Raw genomic sequence first — 21,345 nt, 5'->3', positions numbered from 1 at the left:
GATCCAGCGGGAGAACTGACCCGCACGCTCGACAAACTGCGTGGCGAGATTAAGTACGAGTATGAAGCCAACGGGCAGCTGCACAGTCGCGACACTGGGCGATTGGTGGATAGCGAGGAGTTTCGCTACGACGCTGCGGCTAACCGTCTGAATTTCAATACCAGCCAGTTCGACCACGTCAAAGACAACCGAATCAAGCAATGGCGCGATCAGGAATATACCTACGATGCTTGGGGCAACCTGATCGAAAAGCGCTCAGGGCTGAGCAAGCTGCAGACGTTTACGTATGACTGCGAAAACCGACTTGTGCGCTCGGAAACGATGGTCAACAGCCAGGTGCACAGCGTTGGCACGTATCGGTACGACAGCCTGGGGCGGCGCGTCGGGAAGACGTCCGAGATTGCAGGCCAAACCGAGCACAAGCAATTCCTCTGGCAAGGTTTGCGCCTGCTGCGTGAGGAAACGCCGGCGCAGAGTAGCCTCTACATTTACGAGCCGGGCAGCTATGCGCCACTTGCCCGGGTCGACCAAAACGAGGGTGAGCCAGAGCAAAAGCTCTACTACTTCCACACCGACCAGATCGGCACGCCGCTGGAGATGACGGATGTGGATGGCCAGATTGTCTGGCAGGCGACGTACAAGGCGTGGGGGGAGATCGAGTCGCTTGCGGTAAGTGAGATTGAACAGAATCTGCGGTTCCAAGGTCAGTACTTTGACGAGGAAACGGGACTGCACTACAACACGTTCAGGTATTACGATCCGGAGATTGGGCGGTTTATAACGCAAGATCCGATTGGGTTAGATGGGGGGACTAATTTCTATGGGTACTGTAATAACCCTGTTGCCTGGATTGACCCCCTAGGGCTGGATTGGAACTATTTTCTGTCAGATGCCAAAGGCGATGTTTTCTATCACGGCCGGGCATCCGACAACGCTTCGCTCAGTGATGTGATGCGCCGTCACGAAGGCAAGGTAGGAGCAGATGGTCCACGGTTGGCGAGTGGGGATAGTATTACGCAAGTTACTGCTAAAGGGACATCATATGACACTGTCCGAGGCATCGAAAGCTCAGGTATTCGGGAGCGTCAGGTGCTGGGGCGTGGCAGTGCTAATGTTAGAGGTAACAAAATTCAGGGTATATCCGAGGCCAAGCTCTCAACACGCGTTGGCGCGGAAAGAATGAGTGCAGCGAGCACCTACCTCGAGGCGAAAGGCGCTAGTAAGATCAGTGCGTTGCCCGGGATCGAAACCAGAAAATCTTCTAATATTGCTGGAAAGCCTGCTAATGTGAAAGGCGCTACTTGTTAAGGTGTTTTATGATTAATACGAAACTAAATAAGGCATTGAAGGATTTTTTGCGAAGTGGATCTGTTGATAACATGCAGGACTCATCTTCTATTGAGGTATTAAAAGAATATGAGATGATTTTCCCGGTCGTCGAAATGGAGCATGACGATCTGATTGAGAAGCTTCACATTGAAATGGCTAAGGCTGAGAAAAGTAAAGTGGTGCAAGAATTTCTTTCGGGCTTGGAGAACAATGAGCCTCAAAAAAGAGCTGCGCTTTCGGCTTATGCAATAATGCAAAAATTCCCAGATCATAAGTTTGAGTCGCACGCTGGTATTCAATGTGGTATTTGCAGCGGTTTCAAAAAAAGAAAAGTTGACTTCACGCTAGTTAATGCGATGCGTTATCTCGGGGGCTCAACTAATAATGGAGCTCCGGAGCAGCTATATTTCTTCTTGGCTGAGAGCAATAGGGAGCGTGAATTCTCTGTCCCTTCTGGGAAAAAAATGAAAGCTGTGCTGTCTGTACTGAGCTCGGCCAGCGCTGGTGATACACCAGTTATTTTGGAAAAAAAAATTAGAGGGATTAACGAGCTCAAGTTTTCCCAAGATGAGTCTAGAGGATTACTTGACTTGCTTGGTCATCTAGGAGTACTTGAGACGCCTGAACACAAAGGATTCCTAAACGAATATAAAAATATTGGCTTGGTTCCAAAGAAATCCAGGTCCACCGACTGGAGCTATCCCGTTGATTTCTGGCTGGGTAAGTATGGAATTAATGAGAATGCTGTGAATTTTTGGTTTGGTGATTATTTGAAAAATTGATTTTTTTGTATTTGGCTCTTAAGTGCTCTTTAAGACTCATTTAGAGAGGTGGCTGAAAACTTTATCCCAGTCATTCTATTCATGATTCAGGTGTTAATGCTGGTTAATATCGATAGCTGGATCTCCGTTCTCGAACAGCACCATCTGGAAAAACCGCTACGCGGTCGACAGCGTCATTGCTGATGAATGAAAAGGTCTGCGACCTGGAGAACAATTCTCAATAAGAGTTCAGTAAGGGGGCTATCTGTGGTTAAGGCTTTTATTATGCAAATATCGGACACTTATCCGGAAAGTTACTGGTTCAAGAGTAAGATCCTGACGGGACAAGATTCAATAGAACTAAAAACCGGCGCTGAGGTGACTGGTACCTGGGCCTTAGAGTTACGCTTAGACAAGCGCGTAAGTCTAGAAAGGGTTTTGGGATTTGACTTTCTCTTCAGCGATGGTCCTAATTTTATCAGTCCTAGGCTTTACGATATTTTAGTAAGCTCCAACATTTCTGGCTTGCAGTTCATCGATGCCGATATATATATCAAAGGTAAGGAGTATAAGGGTTATAAAGTCGTAAATACTACCAATGCGTTGGCAGCTTTCGATTCAAAAAATTCAAAGTGCGAGCCGTTGTTGAGTTATATCCCCGATGGTCCAAAAAAATACACGGATATTGTGCTTAAAAAAGACATTTCTCCAGCTGTTGACATATTTCGGGCGGAAGAGGATTTTACGGTAATGCTGGCAGTTGAGCGGGTGAAGCAGTTGTTCGACTCAAATCAAATAGTTGGTGTTCAATTTAAAGATCGCTTGGTAAAGAACAGTTTTTGAATAGTATGCTTTCACAACCAACAGCGCTCTGACGGGCCAAGGTAGCCACAGCTTGGGCGGGCATGTGACATGGGTTGATGGAATCGGCTACGGCGATAGGGCGGAGCAGCTGCAAAAAATATGGAGTTAAGGTGAATCAGGATGCACGGCAGGACAACGCCTACGACGAAGGCGATCGGATGCCTGCGGCTAATTGAGGAATCATCAATGAAAAGCTTTGTCGCGTCTACTATAAGAAGTTATGAAGAAGATGGAGTTATGACCGTTGGCTTGGGCGATCATCCCGAAAACCCTTCGAACTTCATCATCATTACGCGCTTGGATGATGAAGATAACGCTACCGTGGATGATGGTATCGGGCTTCTAACAGATGAATCTAAATATGAGAGATCTAATGCGATAGAAAAAATCTCCTACCACTCCGATAGGTTGGAATTAGTAGTTAGACCTGAGTTTGCGGAATTCTTCGGGGCGAGAACCCATGTGGCTAAGTTTTTTCAAGATAGGGATCACTCGCAAGATCAAAAATCTGCATTGAAGCACGCGCTGCAGGATATGTTTTGCGGAAGTCATGTCGAGTTATCGTTGTGAAGAATACGGAGTCATTTGAACCGTATTTCACGTGCATCGTCGCCGGCACGCTCACTGACATCAGTGCTACTGGCGGCGTGCGCGTCCAATTGGATTACTACATCCGCTGGGCCGCTTGACCGACGTCAAACGCGTGGTCGACACTTGGCCGTTGAAACCCTCGTCCAGTATCGGTACGACAACGACAGTCAGCTCGCCCATGCGTCGTTTCAGCTACGCCGACGGCGTGATGTCAGTCACAGCAACGCCCCGGGCCTGAGCTGCAACTACCGCCGGGAAACCCGTGACGGTCAGCCGCGCGTGATGGAGCACTGGACCAGTGACGGCGAGAACTTTCATTTCCGTTACGACTTCAAAAATCGGATTTCCTGGGCGGTTGACGTCTTGAGCCGCGGGCTGGAGGTGCACTACAACGAAGATCATCGCGTCTTCGCCGGCCGTGACTACGGTGGCGAACGTTACGCGATCGAGATCGAGATCGATGACAACGGGAACATGACCGGACTGACGCTGCCAGATGGCAACCGTCTGACGTTCAAGTACGACGAATACGCGCGTCTGGTTGAAGAGACTGATCCGCTTGGTCGGACCGTCAGCTACAGCTATCACCAGCTGACTACGCTGGTCTGGTGGTTCCAGAGTCGCTGCAAACTGTGGATAAATAAAATGCTCTCCGAAAAGATTGTTAACTTTTGCAAGACCCAAGGTTGGTGGTTCGATGATGCGAGCCCTGAATATGAAGTAGAACTCCAAAAACTAGGAGTGGACGTGTCGTCCGACTTTGCAGAATTTTACCTTCACGCGGAGGACGGTCCGACCTTTATCCAAAAGGGAAAAGAGATATACCAAGTGTGTTGGTTTTCTAAGAATTCTAATTATGATCTTGCTTTAAAGCGAGCACATGAAACCCTCAACCTTCCTAAGGAGTACCTTCCTTTGGACAGCTTTGAAGGTGAAGGGGGATTTTTCTATAACAAAGTCAGCGGCGAGGTGGTGGAGTTGTCACTGGGGCAAGATCTGACTGACTTTACGCAAGGAAAATTAAAGCCGCAGTGGTCAAGCTTTAATAAATTCCTAGAAATGTATTTTGGTCTGATTTGATTTTTTGGGTTGTGCAGTAATTCAGTGGTCAGGTGGATAATAGCCTTGACCACTTTTTTTCGAGCTTAGATAACAGCCGGGGTAAAAACATTAAATCCACTTGTTATTGCGGGTAACGAAATGCCTATAGTATATAAAAGAGGACTGACCGCGACTGACATAGCTCAAGTTGAATTGGCGCTAGGCAAGTCTCTTCCAATAGAGTACCGCATTTTTTTGCAAGAAATGAATGGCTTTTTTATAGCGGCTCCCGATTACGTAGAAATCCCTCTGAGCTCGATCGCAGAGGGACTCATTAGCTTTGATCGGCTATTTGGGTGGCTCCCTGAAGAAGAATGCAACGATGTGGTGGCGTTCAATCAAGAATTTATTGAGGAGCTTGCTTTCCTCAATAATGCCATTGCTATTGGCGAAGATGGCGGGGGTAACCCTTATGTGATTGTCTCAGAACCTAAAAGGACTGGTATCTACTACTGGGATCGAACTCACTCACATGAATACAATTCAATAAGAGATACAGATATTCCAGAGATAAACGATAGTGGAAGTCTCTACTTTATTTCGCCGAGCCTGGGGGAGCTCTACAAGTTAATTTCGAATCAGACGGGGGGAAATCCAGTCGCAATAGAAGATGCATAGATCTCCAGACAAGTCTCCGAAATAAAATTACCTGTCTTTTACAAAATCTCGTTCTTTGACCCGCAAAGTATTGGAATACGCCTGCGACGCTTGGGACAATCTTATTGGAAAGCGCTCAGAACGGAGCAAGCTCGCCCCCACAAGTTCATCATCGCCCCTTGAATCCAACCCACAAAAAAATCCCCATCGCTTATCCAGCAGACGGGGACCAAAGGGGAGGAATCCAACGCTTTCGCGAACAAGCTCGCCGGCACTTGATGCAGGGCCTGACACGCAATGGTCAGTGGGTCGCATCAACCTGTGGAAGACGAAGTTGCTCGCGAAAGCGTTTTCCGGTGATCAAACAGTTGCAGCTCTTATCAGGTTCTTACAAATCCATTCCCCGGCAACGATACGTTCGTTAACGGGGAATGGATTCACTTCGAATAGCTATTCATTGTTGAATCTTGTGATCCAGAGCGGCGTAGAAGTTGGCGCTTTGTTGCAGGTACTTCGGGGTGTAACTCTGGGTCGAGCTGACTTTTTTGTCGGTGGCTTCAACACTGGCACTGGCAGGCAATGCAACCGTGGCGGAGATGGCGGACGCGGCGATGATGGAGAAGATGTTGAAGTTCATGGTGGGTACCTCGCTGTGGTGTGTCGTTTCAAGTCTTGACCGTCGTGGCCGTGGAATGAAAGTTACGCCCGAGGATGTTCTGGAAAAAATCTTTTCTGGCACTAGCCCATATCACCTGAATTGATACAGGCCCAGAGCCCTTGAAAACCAAGGGTTGAGCCTGCGTCAAAGTGTCGCTTATGTGCTTGCTTGGGGATTACTTGGCCGTGAGGAAATGAAAGTCGGATGGCGAATCGAAGTCGACTTTCTGCACGGTGTCGCCCAGCAGGCCGGTTTTCGGGTCAAAGCGAACGGTCACGATCTGGTTGCTCTTCTGGTTAGCGATCAGCACAAAGTGGCCGCTCGGGTCGAAGGCGAATTCGCGCGGCTCCTTGCCTTCCACGGCGCGGCGCTGGATTTCCTTGAGCTGGCCGTTGGCAGCGTTAATGCTGAACACCAGCAACTCATTCACTTCGCCACGGTTGGCAACGTAGAGGAATTTGCCGTCCGGCGAGGTGTGCAGGCCACCGGCAGCGCGGTTTTGCTGACCTTCCTTGTTGGCGAGGTCCACCAGTTGGGTCTGCTTGAACACGCCGTCGTGGTAGTCAAACACCGCCACTTGCGCCGTCATTTCCATGGTCAGCCAAGCGTGCTTGCCGTCTTTGCTGAAGGTCAGGTGACGCGGACCGCTGCCCGCTGGCAGATCGACCGAAGGCACTTTCGCGGGTTGCAGCGGCTGGGGCTTCTTGGCGTCATAGTTGAAAACGAACATCTTGTCGGCGCCCAAGTCCATCGCGATCAGGTACTTGCCATCCGGCGTCGGTACCGCGGCGTGGACGTGGGATGAAGCCTGACGCTCCGGATTGACCTTGCTCGCTTCGTGGGTCGCGGTCTGCACCACCGGCGCGAGTTTGCCGTCCTTGCCGACCGGCACCACCGCCAGCAGGCCACCCGGATCAGGGTGCACGGCGTAGTTGGCGACGAACAGAAAACGCCCGTCCAGGCTCAGGCCGGAATGGGTCGGCTCGTCACTTTTGGTTTCAACCTGATTGAGGAACGACACGGCGTGGGTCTTGGGGTCGATGGCGTAGCTGCTGACCTTGCCGACGACGTCTTTCTGGCCCGGGCCGTTCTCGTTGACCGCGAACAAGTGGCGCTGGTCTTTGGAGAGCGTCAGCCAGGACGGGTTGTCGCTGTTGATCACCTGACGCGGTTTGGCGTCGAGCTGGCCGGTCTGGGTGTTGAAACCGAGTCGGTAAATGCCTTCGCTGGTGCCGGCGGTGTAGGAGCCGACCAGTACGTCGTAATCAGTCATGGGTTTGGCCTGAACGGAGAGCGCGGAAAGGCTGCTGGCGAGCGCTAACCACGGCAGAAGTCTGGGAGTCATTGGGCTGTTCTCTTGTTGGAGTTGTTGGCGCGCCGTGCACGCGGAAGGTCATGGGCTATGACAGCGTGGTGGAGAAAGTAGTTGCTGGCTGGGCGTCGTGAAATGGCGGGACGTGTCGCTCATACGCGGCACGTAACAAGTCGGTAGGAGCCAGATCGACCGCAGCATCTCTAAACGACACAAATCCCTTGTAGGAGCGCGCTTGCCCGCGAATGCGTTGTGTCAGCCACTGAATATCTCGCTGCCCCACCGCAATCGCGGGCAAGCGCGCTCCTACATTTGATCCCGATCCGGCCACAGATCCGCATTGAGTTCAAAAATGTCGCCTTGATTGATGGGCGCGGGCTTATTCCTGCTCGCCCTCTTCATCCTCGTCACTTGCCGAGATGCCATTGAGCACAAGGATGCGGTGGTCGGCATTGCCGTCGTTGATGACCCAGCTTTGCAAGGCGGCATCGAATTCGGCGGCGTCGATCTGCGCCAGCGAGAAGCGCCAGACCTTGCGCTCGCGGCCGTCCATGCTTTCGATCTGGAGCATTTCGTCGAGGGTGAATTCGAAGGCGTGCAGGCCGTCGATTTCCAGCATGCTGTGGGCGGTCAGCGCAGTCTGGAGTTCAGCGCGCAGGGAATCAGGTGTGGTGGTCATGGCAGTCGTTCGCATCAGTGAAAGCGCGAATGATAGGTGAAAAGACGCCGAAGCGCTGGCCTCGGCGTCTGGCGACCGCAGGTTCAGTCCTGAACCGCTTCCCTGGCGTAGTAACGCGCCGGGATGCCCCAGACGATCAGCGCGATGGCCAGCACGCTGACGGCGAACAACGCGAACAGCGCAGGCGTTGCCGTGCCGGTGAGGTCCTTGATGCGACCGACCATGAACGGCGCGATGATCCCGCCCAGTTGCCCCAGGGAGTTGATCAGCGCAATGCCCGCAGCCGCAGCGATGCCGGTGAGGAAGCGCGGCGGGATGGTCCAGAAGATCGGCATCCAGGCAATGATGCCGGTCATGATCATGGTCATGCCGATCATCAGCGGTACCAGTTGCCCGGGAAACAACGCACAGACCAGATAGCCCGCAGCCGTCAGCGTCGCGCAGCCTGCCATGTGCCAGCGGCGCTCGCCGTGGCGGTCGGAGCTGGCGCCGATCAGCAGGTTACCGATCACCGCGCCTACATACGGAATCACCGTCAGCAGGCCAATGTTCAGGGTGTCGGCCACACCGGCGGTTTTGATCAGCTGCGGCATCCAGAACAACAGGCCGGTCAGCGCCATGACCAGGCACAGGTAAATGCCTGACATCACGTAGGTGGTCGGGTGCTTCCAGATATCTTTCACGGTCTGTTTGACGACGGGCCTGGCCTCTTTCGCCATGCGCGCCAGCACCACTTGCTTCTCCTGATCGCTGAGCCAGGTAGCGTCTTCGATACGGTCCTTGACCAGCCAGAACACCACGCCGCCCAGCAGAATGGAAGGGATGCCTTCGATGAGGAACAGCCAGCGCCAGCCGGCCAGGCCCATGACGCCGTCGAAGTGACCGAGGATCAGGCCCGCAATCGGACCGCCGACAATCCCGCACAGGCAGATGGAGCTTTTGAAGTAGGAGTTCACCCGCGCCCGACGTGAGCCCGGATACCACTGGGTGAAGAAATACAGCACGCCGGGGACGAAGCCCGCTTCCATCACGCCGATCAGAAAGCGCAGCGTGTAGAACCAGAATTCGGTCTGCACGAACATCATGCACGCCGACGCGATGCCCCACGAGACCATGATCCGCGCGATCCAGATCCGCGCGCCGATCTTGTGCAGCAGCACGTTGCTCGGCACTTCGAACAGGAAGTAGCCGACGAAGAACAGGCTCGCGCCCAGACCGTAAACCGTTTCGCTGAAACCCAGGTCGCTGGCCATCTGCAATTTGGCGAAGCTGATGTTGACGCGGTCCAGGTAGGCAAACAGGAAACAGGCGATGAACAACGGCACGATTCGCCAGCTCACCTTGCGGTAGATGCTGTCCTCGAGCGCGTCGGCATCGACCCGTTCCAGCGGGATGGCAGTGGCGGTCATGGGTCGCACCTCGTTTTGTTTTTATGGGTGTCGTATCGAGCGCAGCCGCTAGCAGGCAAGCAACTGTAGGAGTGAGCTTGCTCGCGATAGCGTGATTCCAGTCACCCCTTTCAGTGACTGAACCGTCGCATCGCGCGCAAGCTCACTCCTACAGGGTTTCTGCAGCGCGGCGAGGCATCACAGCTGCTTGATAGCGCCAGGCTGGAAAACAGCCTCGGCCGGCTTGATGCCGTTGATCAACGGCGCACCGAACTCATGCTGGCTGATTTCGAACTTGTCGCCCGGCTGGGTCTTGATGCCGTCGGCAAACGACAGCGTCGCGGTGCCAAAGAAATGCACGTGGACATCGCCCGGCCGCAGGAACTGGGCGTATTTGAAGTGGTGGTACTCGAGGTTTTCCAGGCTGTGGCACATGTTGGCCTCGCCGCTCAGGAATTCCTTCTCCCACAGCACCTGGCCGTCACGGTGGATGCGGCTGGTGCCCGCCAGGTTTTGCGGCAGATCGCCAACCCGCAGCTCCGGGCCGAAGGAGCAGGCGCGCAGCTTGGAATGGGCGAGGTACAGGTAGTTCTTGCGCTCCATGACGTGATCCGAGAACTCGTTGCCGATGGCGAAACCCAGACGGTAAGGCTTGCCGTCGTGACCGATCACGTACAGCCCGCTCAGCTCAGGCTCTTCGCCGGCGTCTTCGGAGAATGGGGGCTGCGGGAACGACTCACCGGGACGAATCACAATGCTGCCGTCGCCCTTGTAGAACCACTCCGGCTGCACGCCTGGCTGACCGGCCGCCGGTTTGCCGCCCTCAACGCCCCATTTGAAGATGCGCATGGTGTCAGTCATGCCCGCTTCGTCATTGCCCTGCTGGTGCATTTTGTCCCGCGCCGAGGCGCTGCCCAGGTGGGTCAGCCCGGTGCCGCTGACCAGCAAGTGGGCCGGATCCGGGTGATCCAGCGGCGGCAGGATCATCAGATCGGCGCGCAGCTGCGAGTAATCGTGGCTGTCACCCAGGCCGAGGCTGTCGACCTGCTCGGCGAGGGAGATGTGCTTTTCGATGGCCGCCAGGGCCAGCTCACGGGTGCTGGTGGCGCCCTGGATTTCGCGCACCAGCGGACCGTCCACCAGACCGACGCGACGCTGGCCGTTGCCCAGCTCGAACTGTACTAAATGCATGGGATTCTCCTGTTTGGATGTGTGCATGGCCTGTAGGAGCGTGGCTTGTCCCGCGATCTGCCGGGGACCGGCAGCAAATCCGGAAAACCCGGTGTGCCTGACACACGGATCATTCCGATTCACGACGACTTCGTCGACGATCGCGGGACAAGCCACGCTCCTACATGCGGCCTGAGGTTAACGAGAGCCGCGCGCGCTGGCGGCGAATTTCGATTCGGGCAAGACGTGCTTGCGTTCCAGAACACGGTAGACCACGCCGGTCAGGATCAGGCCGAAGATCATCACGCCCGAAAGGAAGTACAGGCCGCTGGCCAGATTGCCGGTCAGTTCTTTCAACCAGCCGATAACGAAGGGGCCAATGTAGCCGCCCAGATTGCCCACCGAGTTGATCAGCGCAATGCCCGCCGCTGCACTGGCACCGGCGAAGAAACGACCGGGCAAGGTCCAGAACACTGCCGTGCAGGAAAACAGCGAGAACGCTACCAGCGACAGCGCCGCCAGTTGCAGCACCGGAACCGTCAGGTACGCGCTCAGAAACAAACCGATCGCGCCGATCACATACAGCACCGCCAAGTGGCCATAGCGGTCATTGAGCCGGTCGGAGCTGCGCGGCACGATCAACAGGCCGACGATGCCGAAGATGTAGGGCACGGCAGAAATGAAACCCGTGGTCAGGTCACTGCCGCCGAACTGTTTGATCAGCGTTGGCAGCCAGAGGCCTAGGCCATAAATGCTCAGCGTGACGGGGAGATAAAATAGCGCCAGCAACAGGACGCGTTTGTCCTTCAGCGCATGCAACGGATTACCGTGGCGGGTCTGACCGTATTCTTCCAGGTCTTTTTTCAGCTCGCCGGCGAGCCATTGCTTCTCGACCGGGTCCATCCATTTCACGTCTTTCGGGCCATCAGGCAACCAGCGCAACACCGGCAGGGTCAGCAGGATCGCCGGCGCACCGATGCACAGGAACAGCCATTGCCAGCCATGCAGCCCGGCCACCCCTTCCATGCCCAGCAGACCGCCGGAAATCGGGCCGGTGATCATCATTGCGATGGGTTGGGAAAGGATGAACAGGCCGAGGATCTTGCCGCGATGGCGGACCGGAAACCATTGGGTGATGTAGTACAGAACGCCCGGGAAGAACCCTGCTTCGGCAGCGCCGAGCAAGAAGCGCATGACATAGAAGCTGGTCGGGCCCTGGATGAAGGCCATGCCCATGGTGATCGCGCCCCAAGTGAGCATGATCCGCGCGAACCAGCGCCGCGCGCCGAAGCGTTCGAGCATCAGGTTGCTGGGGATTTCCAGCAGGAAGTAGCCGATGAAGAACAGGCCGGCACCCATGCCATAGGCCGCGTCACCGATGCCGACGTCCGCGCCCATGTGCAGCTTGGCGAAACCGACGGCGGAGCGATCCACATAGGCAATCAGGTAGAGCAGGATCAGGAAGGGAATGAGTTTCAGGGTGATGCGACGAATAAGCCTGAGTTCCTGGCTCATGGATGCGGTCCTCATTGTTTTTGTTATGGAAGCATGCGGGGATCGCCTCTGCCTTCGTGTGCGCATTGCTGCGGATGAAGCCGGCAGGGTCGTCCCTCGGTCGAGATCGACTATATAGTATTACTATTTAAGACTACAACTCTTCCACTCGTGACATTTTCGGCCTATTTTAGTCGTCACCTGCAGCCTTTAGTCTTACAAATAAAGCCTAACAATAAGAGTGCCGATTTATGTCTGATTCCGATAAGAAACCCGTGCTGCGCTCCGCCCAGTGGTTCGGTACCGCCGACAAGAACGGCTTCATGTACCGCAGCTGGATGAAGAACCAAGGCATCGCCGACCACCAGTTCCAGGGCAAGCCGATCATCGGCATCTGCAACACCTGGTCCGAACTCACCCCCTGCAACGCCCACTTCCGCACCATCGCCGAACACGTCAAACGCGGCGTCATCGAAGCCGGTGGTTTCCCGGTTGAATTCCCGGTCTTCTCCAACGGCGAATCGAACCTGCGCCCGACCGCCATGCTGACCCGCAACCTGGCGAGCATGGACGTCGAAGAAGCGATCCGCGGCAACCCCATCGACGGCGTCGTGCTGCTGACCGGTTGCGACAAGACCACCCCTGCCCTGTTGATGGGCGCTGCCAGCTGTGACATTCCGGCCATCGTCGTCACCGGCGGGCCGATGCTCAACGGCAAACACAAGGGCAAGGACATCGGCGCCGGCACCATCGTCTGGCAGATGCACGAATCCTATAAAGCCGGGCAGATCAGCCTCGACGAATTCCTTTCCGCCGAATCGGGCATGTCGCGCTCGGCCGGTACCTGCAACACCATGGGCACTGCCTCGACGATGGCGTGCATGGCCGAAGCGCTGGGCACCTCGCTGCCGCACAATGCTGCGATTCCTGCGGTGGATTCGCGCCGTTATGTACTGGCGCACATGTCCGGCATGCGCGCGGTACAGATGGTCAACGAAGACCTGCGCCTGTCGAAAATTCTGACCCGCGAAGCCTTTGAAAACGCCATTCGCGTCAACGCGGCCATCGGCGGTTCGACCAACGCGGTCATTCACCTTAAAGCCATCGCCGGTCGTATCGGCGTGGACCTGGAGCTGGACGACTGGACCCGTATTGGTCGCGGCACGCCAACGCTGGTGGACCTGCAGCCTTCCGGGCGTTTCCTGATGGAAGAGTTCTACTACGCCGGTGGCCTGCCTGCGGTGTTGCGTCGTCTGGGCGAGAACAATCTGATTCCCCACCCCGACGCCTTGACCGCCAACGGCAAGACCCTGTGGGAAAACGTGCAGAACTCGCCGATCTATGGCGACGACGAAGTGATCCGCGCCATCGACAATCCGCTGGTGGCCGATGGCGGCATCTGCGTGCTGCGCGGGAACCTTGCGCCGTTGGGCGCCGTGCTCAAGCCGTCCGCTGCCACGCCTGCGTTGATGAAGCACCGGGGTCGCGCGGTGGTGTTCGAGAACTTCGACATGTACAAGGCGCGCATCAACGATCCGGACCTGGACGTCGATGCCGACAGTATTCTGGTGATGAAGAACTGCGGGCCCAAGGGTTATCCGGGCATGGCCGAAGTCGGCAACATGGGTCTGCCCGCCAAGCTGCTGGCCCAGGGCGTGACCGACATGGTGCGGATTTCCGATGCGCGCATGAGCGGCACGGCTTATGGGACTGTGGTTTTGCACGTCGCACCCGAGGCCGCTGCCGGGGGTCCGCTGGCGGTGGTGCAGGAAGGTGACTTCATTGAACTGGATTGCGCGACCGGCCGTTTGCACCTGGACATTCCGGAAGCGGAACTGGCCGCGCGCCTGGCCGATTGGCAAGCGCCGCCACAGTTGCTGATCGGCGGATATCGTCAGCTTTACATCGACCACGTGATGCAGGCGGATCAAGGTTGCGACTTTGACTTCCTGGTCGGCATGCGCGGCTCGGAAGTGCCACGGCATTCCCATTGATAAAGAGCCATTGATTGAATGCGCCACGCCCTTGTAGGAGCGTGGCTTGTCCCGCGATCTGCCGGGCACCGGCAGCCACCCGGCGCTCGCGATTCCATTGATGCGCCGGGCGCATGATTTTGCTGCCGCTTCGCGCCAGATCGCGGGACAAGCCACGCTCCTACAGGTGGAGGCAGAGTCCACCCTTGCGCTCTATCGCCAATGCTATGATGCGCCGCATTCACCGCTCAGGATTGCCCCGCGCCCCATGGATTACCGTAAGCCCTCCGACCGTAAAAGCATGCACGCGCGCATTGTCCAGGACATCGGCATGCAGATTGTCTCGGGCCGTTTCAAGCCTGATGACAAACTCCCCGCCGAAGCCCTGCTCTGTGAAGAATATGCCGTCAGTCGTCCGGTGCTGCGTGAAGCCACGCGGGTGCTGGTCGCCAAAGGTCTGGTGTATTCACGGCCGCGGGTGGGCACGGTGGTCAAGCCGCGCCGCGAGTGGCACATTCTTGATCCGGACGTGCTGCACTGGCTGATGCAAAGCTCGCCGCAGAATGAGTTTTTCGCCCTGCTCACCAGCGTGCGCAGCATCATCGAACCGGCCGCCGCCGCACTCGCCGCGCAACACGCGACACCCGAAGACCTTGCGTCCATCGGCGAAGCCTACGAGCGCATGGCCGCGGCGCCGACCGTTGAAGACGTGCTGCAACCGGACCTCGACTTCCACAGCCGCATCGCCGACGCCACCCACAACGACCTGCTCGCGCACTTGTGCAACATGCTCTCGCTGGCACTGCGCGAGGCGTTGAAGCATTCCAACAAACGCCCGAACCTGCACGAACTGGCATTGCCCCGCCATCGTGCCATCCTTACCGCCATCGAAAACCGCGATGCGCTGGGTGCCCATCACGCCACGCTGGTGCAACTGGATGATGCACGCAACGCGCTGAATGTGGTGTTGGGGCAAGGCGTGAAGTTGTAAGTCCACAAAACGACGCGTGCACTTCGTAGGACCGGCTTTAGCCGGGAAGCCTTTGATCTGCTCTCGACCGCAGCAAAGCGCACGCAATCTCAGGGCAGATAAATGCTGAACAACCCGCCGCCCAGCTCACCGCCGTTGGCGATTTCGATGTGGCCGGGGACGCCTTTGCGCTGATGCTGTCTGGCGATATTCGCCGCGAAGTACAAGCCCAATCCCGTGCTGCCGCTGTTCTGGTTGATGCCCAGCACGTAGTCGGTCTGCTCCTCGATCATGTGCGCAGGGAACCCCGGGCCGTCATCGTTGATGCTGATCACCAGTTGCTCACCGACCTGCCCCGCGGTAATCAGCACTTCGCTGCGCGCAAAGCGAATGGCGTTGATGACCACGTTGGACACCACCGACCCCACCAGCTCGCGATCGAAGAAGCCCGGCAGACCGAAGTCGTTCACCGCATAGCGCGCGGTGATGCCACGACTGACGAGCACTTCCTGATGGAACGCCAGTTGCGCCTCGATGAAGTCATCCAGCTCGTGATAATCGGGGCGCAACGGCAGTTGGTTCACCCCCAGCTTGTACAGCCCCAGCAACTGCACGAGCATGCCGTTGAGATGAGCGAACTCGTAATCGATAACGCCCTGATCCGGCGTACCACGACAGGCCTCGGGAAGCTGCTTGACCCACTGGCCATGGGCCTGGATCAACGACCCCAGCGAGTTCTTCATGTCATGGACGGTGGAAGCAATCACCATCGAGAAGTCGAGCCCGAGATCCTGATCTTTCATTCGCCGAAAGCCCTGAGTCGCAGTTTCTGGAAACGTTCGAAGCGAGCGTCGGTCTCCGGCATCTTGCCCACCATCTTGAGACTGTTCTGACATTCCGCCAGGCTCGCCGCGTCGAGGTTTTGAACGCCCATGTGCAGCAGCGACTGCGCCATGTTCAGGGCGATACTGATGTTCTTCGGTTGCAGGGCCAGGCCCTGGCGGAACAGGTCCTGCGCCTCGCCGAGCTTGCCGGCGCGGTAGCAGCGAATGCCCTGAATGTTGAAATCGATGGCCGCCTTGCCGGCGCCCAGAATCTCCGGATCGTCGGTCTGTTTGGCGATGTTCTGCATCACCAGTGGATCGTCGCCGTAAATTTCGGCACAGCTTTTCAGAATGCCCGCGCCAGCGTCTTCCTGGCCGAGCAGCTTGAGCTGCGAAGCCACTGCCAGTGCTGCATCGGCGCTGAGAAACTGCTCCATGCCTTCAAGCCGCTCCATCGCCTGCTCGGTCAGCTTGGCGGCCATTTCAGGGTCGGAGGACGCGACGCTGGTGGCTTTCATCAGACGCGCGCGCACTTGCAGGCCGGCGTCGTTGCCGTTTTCCTTGGCCACCTCGGTCAGGGTCTGATTGATCTCCACGCGGGCGCGCGCATCCAGGCCGCGCTCGCCGCCACGGCTGATCAGGGCCTGCGCAAAACCCAGATTGGTTTCCGGGTCTTTGAAGCGGGAAAACTGGCCTTGGGAAACGGCCTGACGATACGCCTTTGAAGCGCCGTCGAAGTCCTCATTTTCCAGCGCCAGCTTGCCCAGCAGACGCTGACGGCGCACGGCGTACGGCGATAACCGCACCGCCTCTTCCAGCATCTTCTGCGCGCGCTTGTTATCGCCGCTGGCCACCAATACATCGGCCAGCCCGTCATACAGCACCGGCATGGCATTGAAGGCGCGAATCGCTTCTTCGTACACGGTCTGCGCTTCGGCATTGCGCCCGCGCTTGAACAGCAGCTTGCCCAACGCCACATACGCCCAGGGTTGCGGGCGGTCGGCGAGGATCGACTTGAGAAAGGTTTCCAGCGGCTCGTGCTGGTTGAGGTCACGCAGTGCGTCGGCTTTATAGCGCAGGCACAGCGGCGCAAAGCGAGGATCCTGTTTGGTCAGTGCGACGCAGGCGTTCAGCACCTCCGTCGGATTGCCACGGTCCAGCGCTTGCAGGATCGGCTTGAGCAACGTCTTGCGCTGGACGATCTTTTCCAGACGCTGAGCCAGGCTCGCGCGGTTGAACGGCTTGGTCAGGTAGGCATCCGGCTCCCACTCCAGCGCACTCATCACCATCGCCTGGCTGTTTTCGGCGGTGACCATGACGAACACACTTTCATGACTGATCAGCCGATCGGTCATCAGGTCTTCGAGCACCTGTTGGCCGTTCTTCTTGCCGTCGCCCAGATTGAAGTCGTGGAGAACGAAGTCGTAGCGCTTCTGCGCGCACATCTTCAGCGCCTCCTCGCCGGTGTCGGCAGTGTCCACTACCTTGACGCCCAACTCGCGCAGCATCGATCGGACCGAACTGCGGAAGTCGGAAAAATCGTCGACGATCAGAAAGTTTTTTTGGTTCCACGCCAGCATCGAGATTCCTGTCACCGGATAAAAATTCGGCCCTGAGGCACTTGCAAGAGCAGCGGTCTCTTTCCCAACGTCCGGGCAGAGACGGCCAATAGAGTTGCGGCATGACACCGCTTGTCCCAGTTATCGGCGGCTGCTGAGCAAAGCTTAGGCACGCCGCGCGGGAAAACTGACGCGCCCGCGCCGTGGCGACGGAGCACCGACGCCGAAGCGAGCCCAAGAGAATGGGTAAAGTCCTTGGGCGCTCCGCCGATATCCAGTCATGCAACGCGTAGTCAACAGCCACACCCATCCCCTCTGAGTGCACCCCATGTCCTAGATGACCGATCTGAAATTGAAGACCAAGCTTCTCTCGGCATTCTGCCTGTGTGCGCTGATCACTGTGGTGGTAGGTGTACTGGGGCAGAGCGGTATCTCCCGACTCTACGAGCTGTTTGATAACACGGTGAACGATAATCTGGTATCGATCGCCAAAGTCGATTCGGTCAAGGCTAACGTCATCGCCACCAACCGCGACTTTTTCAAGGCCATCGGACTGAGCGCGCTAAAGGCCAACCCGGACGATGTCAACGCAGCGATCCAGTCCCTGAAGGAAAACCAGGCCCAGGCCGAGACGGACTTCAAGACCTACCGCGCCACCCCGCTCGATCCAGATGAAAAAGCCGCAGGCGATGACTTCGAACGCGACTGGGCCGCTTACATAAGCGCCGCCCTCAACGCGCTGTCCGTAGCGCAGAGCGGCGACCTCGAACAAGCCAGCAAACTGGCGGCGACCAGCGTGACGCCCAGCTACCGCAAGACCATGGGCGAACTGAAAATCATGATCGAATTTAACCTGCGCCAGGCCAAAGAGCAGGCACAGGCCGGGGTTGAAACCGACACCCAGGTGACGTGGATTCTGATCATCGGTTCGTTGATCGCGGTGGTGTGCGCCATTACGTTAGGGCTGATCGTCACACGCATGATTACCCGCCCGATCTACCAATCGGTGGCCGGCGCGACCCGCGTGGCGGCGGGTGACCTGAGTCAGCCTATCCCCGTCGGTGGCCAGGACGAAACCGGGCAGTTGCTCAAGGCGCTGTCCAACATGCAGGGCAACCTCAAGGGCACTGTTCAGCAAATCGCCACCGCTTCGGACCAACTGGCGTCCGCCGCTGAAGAACTGACCATGGTCACTGATGACAGCACCCGTGGGCTGATGCGTCAGAACGATGAAATCCAGCAGGCCGCGACCGCCGTCAACCAGATGACCGCCGCCGTGGAAGAAGTGGCGCGCAACGCCGCCAGCGCGTCGCAGGTGTCTGCGCAGACGTCCGAAGATGCCATCAAAGGCCAGCAACAGGTAAAACAGGCTGTCACCGCAATGAACACCATGACCGTGGAAATCACCGAGTCGACCCACCGCGTCGAAGCGCTGGCCGGGCAGATTCGCGATATCACCCAAGTGCTCGACGTGATCCGCGGGATTGCCGAGCAGACCAACCTGCTGGCACTCAACGCGGCCATCGAAGCGGCCCGCGCCGGCGAACAGGGCCGGGGTTTTGCGGTGGTGGCGGACGAAGTTCGTGCCCTCGCCCACCGCACCCAAACCTCCACCGGCGAAATCGAGTCGATGATCACCAAGGTGCGCAATGGTGCCGACGAAGCCGTGAAGGCCATGGGCAAGAGTCAGACGATCGCCGTGCATACCCAGTCATTGGCCACGGAAGCCGGCCACGCACTGGAGCGCATCAGCGAAGGCGTCAGCCAGATGAACGAACGTAACCTGGTGATCGCCAGCGCGGCCGAAGAACAGGCGCAAGTGGCCCGCGAGGTGGACCGCAATCTGGTGAATATCCAGGACCTGTCGACGCAGACCGCAGCCGGCGCCAATCAGACCAGTGCGTCGAGTCAGGCCCTGTCGCGACTTGCCGTGTCTTTCCACTCCATGGTGGGTAAATTCACGCTGTAACCGGCCTGGCGTTTCGGCGCCCCGCCAGCTAATCGCCACCCTGAGACAAAATGGCGTATTGACTAATTTGGCACCCGATTTGTCGAAAATGACATTTCGGGTACAATCCCCGCCCGCCGCAGGGGATGGACCTGATGACCAGGTCCTGCGGTGGATGATGTTTACTCAAGCTGCTGATTCCAATGATCGAATAAAAAGCACAGCACCGAGGGACATAGAACACGAGGTCGACCTGTTGACTGGCCTCTTGACCCTTCCTCCTCGTTTTCCGAGAGCGAAGCCTGTCTGACGTTCGCGCCGCACACTGGCGCCCGGCACTGCAGGACGTTGCGCGACGAATCCTGCAGGCGGATAACTTTCTATCTATTGGATGATTCGATGTTCAAGAAAACGAGCACCGCTCTACTGGGCCTCGCGATTTCGGCCACCTTCCTGCAAGCCCACGCCGCAGAAAGCAAGAAAGTCGATGTACTGCTGATCGGCGGCGGCATCATGAGTTCGACCCTGGGCGTCTGGCTCAATGAACTCGAGCCGAGCTGGTCGATGGAAATGGTCGAGCGTCTTGATGCGGTCGCCGAAGAAAGCTCCAACGGCTGGAACAACGCCGGCACCGGTCACTCCGGCCTCGCCGAGCTGAACTACACGCCTGAAGACAAAGACGGCAAGGTCAACATCTCTAAAGCCATCGAGATCAACGAAGCCTTTCAGGTTACCCGTCAGTTCCTGTCCTGGCAGGTTCGCCAGAGCGTCCTGAAGAACCCGCCTTCGTTCATCAACACCACACCGCACATGAGCTTTGTGTGGGGCGATGACAACATCAAATTCCTGAAAAAGCGTTACGACGCGCTGCAGGCCAGCCCGCTGTTCCGCCCGATGCAGTACTCCGAAGACCCGGCGCAGATCGCCAAGTGGGTCCCGCTGATGATGGAAGGCCGCGATCCTTCGCAGAAGCTGGCGACCACCTGGACGCCTATCGGCACCGACGTCAACTGGGGTGAAGTCACCCGTCAGTACGTGTCGTACCTGCAGACCCGCCCGAACTTCGACTTGAAGTTGTCCAGCGAAGTCAACGACATCACCCGTAACGACGACGGCTCGTGGCACGTTGAATACAAGAACCTGAAAGACGGCACCACCACCGGTACCGACGCCAAGTTCCTGTTCATCGGTGCAGGCGGCGGCGCATTGAAGCTGTTGCAGAAATCCGGCATTCCCGAAGCTCAGGACTACGCAGGCTTCCCGGTCGGCGGCTCGTTCCTGGTGACCGAGAACCCGACCGTTGCCATGCAGCACATGGCCAAGGCCTACGGCATCGCCTCCACCGGCGCGCCGCCCATGTCGGTTCCGCACCTGGACACCCGCGTGCTGGACGGCAAGCGCGTCATTCTGTTTGGCCCGTTCGCGACCTTCTCCACCAAGTTCCTGAAAGAAGGTTCGTACTTCGACCTGTTCAGCAGCATGACCACGCACAACTTCTGGCCAATGACCAAAGTGGGCATCGAGCAGTACCCGCTGGTCGAGTACCTCGCCGGTCAGTTGATGCTGTCTGACGACGACCGCTTCAAGGCGCTGCAGGAATACTTCCCGCACGCCAAGAAAGAAGACTGGCGCCTGTGGCAGGCCGGTCAGCGCGTGCAGATCATCAAGCGTGACGCGGATAAAGGCGGCGTGCTGAAACTGGGCACCGAAGTCGTTTCGTCGCAGGACGGCACCATCGCTGCCCTGCTGGGCGCATCGCCAGGCGCATCGACCGCTGCACCGATCATGCTCAACGTCCTGGAAAAACTGTTCAAGACTCAGGTCGCGACGCCAGAGTGGCAAGCGAAGATCCATCAGATCGTGCCGAGCTATGGCACCAAGCTGAATGAATCGCCAGCTGCTGTGCAGCAAGAGTGGAACTACACCGCCGAAGTGCTGCAACTGGGCAAGCCGCCTGTGCTCGATCAGAGCGTCGGCACCAGCACTGCCGCGCCGGGCAAGCCTGCTGAAAGCAAGCCAGCCAGCGACATGGCGCTGTAATAACGCCTGACCGGTCGCATCGATTTCGATGCTGCTGCTCACGAAAGCCACGAGACTTCGCGTCTCGTGGCTTTTTTATTGCCTGGG

At 57.2% G+C, this 21,345-nt stretch carries 17 protein-coding genes and 1 pseudogene; 10 read left to right on the top strand and 8 right to left on the bottom strand.

Features of this window, described 5'->3' with window-relative positions; all coding sequences use genetic code 11:
- The 6 genes and pseudogenes from BMY98_RS14690 to BMY98_RS14660 form a co-directional block, all read left to right on the top strand.
- Positions 1–1,308 (top strand): RHS repeat domain-containing protein (locus tag BMY98_RS14690; protein WP_074890386.1); only part of this gene is annotated, 1,308 nt, incomplete at its 5' end.
- 8 nt (positions 1,309–1,316) lie between these two features.
- A complete protein-coding gene (locus BMY98_RS14685; RefSeq protein WP_074890384.1) occupies positions 1,317–2,111 on the top strand; it encodes a hypothetical protein in 795 nt (264 codons plus the stop codon).
- Positions 2,112–2,357: 246 nt separating this feature from the next.
- Positions 2,358–2,933, top strand: coding sequence for an imm11 family protein (locus BMY98_RS14680; RefSeq protein WP_074890383.1), 576 nt, complete (start codon positions 2,358–2,360; stop codon positions 2,931–2,933).
- A 207-nt stretch (positions 2,934–3,140) separates the two neighbouring features.
- On the top strand, positions 3,141–3,524 hold the full coding sequence (locus tag BMY98_RS14675; RefSeq protein ID WP_074890381.1) for a hypothetical protein: 384 nt from the start codon (positions 3,141–3,143) through the stop codon (positions 3,522–3,524).
- 35 nt (positions 3,525–3,559) lie between these two features.
- A pseudogene (locus BMY98_RS14670) lies at positions 3,560–4,151 on the top strand (type IV secretion protein Rhs); the annotation flags it as partial.
- 594 nt (positions 4,152–4,745) lie between these two features.
- Complete coding sequence (locus BMY98_RS14660) at positions 4,746–5,264, top strand: SMI1/KNR4 family protein (RefSeq protein ID WP_074890379.1); 519 nt, start codon at positions 4,746–4,748, stop codon at positions 5,262–5,264.
- 433 nt (positions 5,265–5,697) lie between these two features.
- Here the strand turns inward: BMY98_RS14660 and BMY98_RS14655 are convergent, their stop codons facing one another.
- From BMY98_RS14655 to BMY98_RS14630, 6 genes are all read right to left on the bottom strand, one after another.
- Positions 5,698–5,880, bottom strand: a complete 183-nt coding sequence (locus tag BMY98_RS14655; RefSeq protein ID WP_074890378.1) for a hypothetical protein — start codon at positions 5,878–5,880, stop codon at positions 5,698–5,700.
- Positions 5,881–6,076: 196 nt separating this feature from the next.
- Positions 6,077–7,246 carry a lactonase family protein gene (locus tag BMY98_RS14650; RefSeq protein WP_074890376.1) on the bottom strand — a complete coding sequence of 390 codons (1,170 nt, stop codon included), beginning with the start codon at positions 7,244–7,246 and terminating at the stop codon, positions 6,077–6,079.
- Between the two features lie 346 nt (positions 7,247–7,592).
- Positions 7,593–7,892 (bottom strand): DUF5629 family protein, encoded by a 300-nt coding sequence (locus BMY98_RS14645; RefSeq protein ID WP_074890374.1) that lies wholly within the window; start codon positions 7,890–7,892, stop codon positions 7,593–7,595.
- A gap of 83 nt (positions 7,893–7,975) precedes the next feature.
- Positions 7,976–9,301, bottom strand: coding sequence for an MFS transporter (locus BMY98_RS14640; RefSeq protein ID WP_074890372.1), 1,326 nt, complete (start codon positions 9,299–9,301; stop codon positions 7,976–7,978).
- A gap of 177 nt (positions 9,302–9,478) precedes the next feature.
- The gene (gene araD1, locus BMY98_RS14635) at positions 9,479–10,471 is read right to left on the bottom strand and encodes an AraD1 family protein (protein WP_074890370.1); all 993 of its coding nucleotides are present in this window, start codon (positions 10,469–10,471) and stop codon (positions 9,479–9,481) included.
- A gap of 177 nt (positions 10,472–10,648) precedes the next feature.
- Complete coding sequence (locus tag BMY98_RS14630) at positions 10,649–11,965, bottom strand: MFS transporter (RefSeq protein ID WP_074890368.1); 1,317 nt, start codon at positions 11,963–11,965, stop codon at positions 10,649–10,651.
- Between the two features lie 230 nt (positions 11,966–12,195).
- Between BMY98_RS14630 and BMY98_RS14625 the strand changes: the two genes are divergently transcribed.
- Both BMY98_RS14625 and BMY98_RS14620 read left to right on the top strand, forming a co-directional pair.
- A complete protein-coding gene (locus BMY98_RS14625) occupies positions 12,196–13,938 on the top strand; it encodes an IlvD/Edd family dehydratase (protein ID WP_074890367.1) in 1,743 nt (580 codons plus the stop codon).
- Between the two features lie 247 nt (positions 13,939–14,185).
- Positions 14,186–14,908, top strand: a complete 723-nt coding sequence (locus tag BMY98_RS14620; RefSeq protein WP_074890392.1) for a FadR/GntR family transcriptional regulator — start codon at positions 14,186–14,188, stop codon at positions 14,906–14,908.
- An 89-nt stretch (positions 14,909–14,997) separates the two neighbouring features.
- Here BMY98_RS14620 and BMY98_RS14615 read toward each other — a convergent pair whose 3' ends face one another.
- On the bottom strand, positions 14,998–15,690 hold the full coding sequence (locus BMY98_RS14615) for a sensor histidine kinase (protein ID WP_074890365.1): 693 nt from the start codon (positions 15,688–15,690) through the stop codon (positions 14,998–15,000).
- A complete protein-coding gene (locus tag BMY98_RS14610; RefSeq protein WP_074890363.1) occupies positions 15,687–17,291 on the bottom strand; it encodes a tetratricopeptide repeat-containing response regulator in 1,605 nt (534 codons plus the stop codon). Before BMY98_RS14610 ends, BMY98_RS14615 begins: the two co-directional genes overlap by 4 nt.
- A gap of 316 nt (positions 17,292–17,607) precedes the next feature.
- On the opposite strand from BMY98_RS14610, the gene BMY98_RS14605 reads away from it, so the two are divergent.
- Complete coding sequence (locus BMY98_RS14605) at positions 17,608–19,239, top strand: methyl-accepting chemotaxis protein (RefSeq protein ID WP_139214501.1); 1,632 nt, start codon at positions 17,608–17,610, stop codon at positions 19,237–19,239.
- A 378-nt stretch (positions 19,240–19,617) separates the two neighbouring features.
- Positions 19,618–21,258 carry a malate dehydrogenase (quinone) gene (gene mqo, locus BMY98_RS14600; protein WP_074890362.1) on the top strand — a complete coding sequence of 547 codons (1,641 nt, stop codon included), beginning with the start codon at positions 19,618–19,620 and terminating at the stop codon, positions 21,256–21,258.
- The last annotated feature ends 87 nt before the right edge of the window (positions 21,259–21,345 follow it).

Origin of the sequence: Pseudomonas graminis, from assembly GCF_900111735.1 — a bacterium.
Classification (GTDB): Bacteria; Pseudomonadota; Gammaproteobacteria; order Pseudomonadales; family Pseudomonadaceae; genus Aquipseudomonas; species Aquipseudomonas graminis.
This window is presented reverse-complemented; position numbering and strand designations above follow the sequence as displayed.

Excerpts from the sequence above, each read along its gene's own strand:
- BMY98_RS14605 (WP_139214501.1), top strand. The coding sequence starts at position 17,608 with ATGACCGATCTGAAATTGAAGACCAAGCTTCTCTCGGCATTCTGCCTG.
- BMY98_RS14650 (WP_074890376.1), bottom strand. The coding sequence starts at position 7,246 with ATGACTCCCAGACTTCTGCCGTGGTTAGCGCTCGCCAGCAGCCTTTCC.
- BMY98_RS14655 (WP_074890378.1), bottom strand. The coding sequence starts at position 5,880 with ATGAACTTCAACATCTTCTCCATCATCGCCGCGTCCGCCATCTCCGCC.
- BMY98_RS14645 (WP_074890374.1), bottom strand. The coding sequence starts at position 7,892 with ATGACCACCACACCTGATTCCCTGCGCGCTGAACTCCAGACTGCGCTG.
- BMY98_RS14610 (WP_074890363.1), bottom strand. The coding sequence starts at position 17,291 with ATGCTGGCGTGGAACCAAAAAAACTTTCTGATCGTCGACGATTTTTCC.
- BMY98_RS14620 (WP_074890392.1), top strand. The coding sequence starts at position 14,186 with ATGGATTACCGTAAGCCCTCCGACCGTAAAAGCATGCACGCGCGCATT.
- BMY98_RS14625 (WP_074890367.1), top strand. The coding sequence starts at position 12,196 with ATGTCTGATTCCGATAAGAAACCCGTGCTGCGCTCCGCCCAGTGGTTC.
- BMY98_RS14660 (WP_074890379.1), top strand. The coding sequence starts at position 4,746 with ATGCCTATAGTATATAAAAGAGGACTGACCGCGACTGACATAGCTCAA.
- mqo (WP_074890362.1), top strand. The coding sequence starts at position 19,618 with ATGTTCAAGAAAACGAGCACCGCTCTACTGGGCCTCGCGATTTCGGCC.
- BMY98_RS14675 (WP_074890381.1), top strand. The coding sequence starts at position 3,141 with ATGAAAAGCTTTGTCGCGTCTACTATAAGAAGTTATGAAGAAGATGGA.
- BMY98_RS14615 (WP_074890365.1), bottom strand. The coding sequence starts at position 15,690 with ATGAAAGATCAGGATCTCGGGCTCGACTTCTCGATGGTGATTGCTTCC.
- BMY98_RS14640 (WP_074890372.1), bottom strand. The coding sequence starts at position 9,301 with ATGACCGCCACTGCCATCCCGCTGGAACGGGTCGATGCCGACGCGCTC.
- BMY98_RS14685 (WP_074890384.1), top strand. The coding sequence starts at position 1,317 with ATGATTAATACGAAACTAAATAAGGCATTGAAGGATTTTTTGCGAAGT.
- araD1 (WP_074890370.1), bottom strand. The coding sequence starts at position 10,471 with ATGCATTTAGTACAGTTCGAGCTGGGCAACGGCCAGCGTCGCGTCGGT.
- BMY98_RS14630 (WP_074890368.1), bottom strand. The coding sequence starts at position 11,965 with ATGAGCCAGGAACTCAGGCTTATTCGTCGCATCACCCTGAAACTCATT.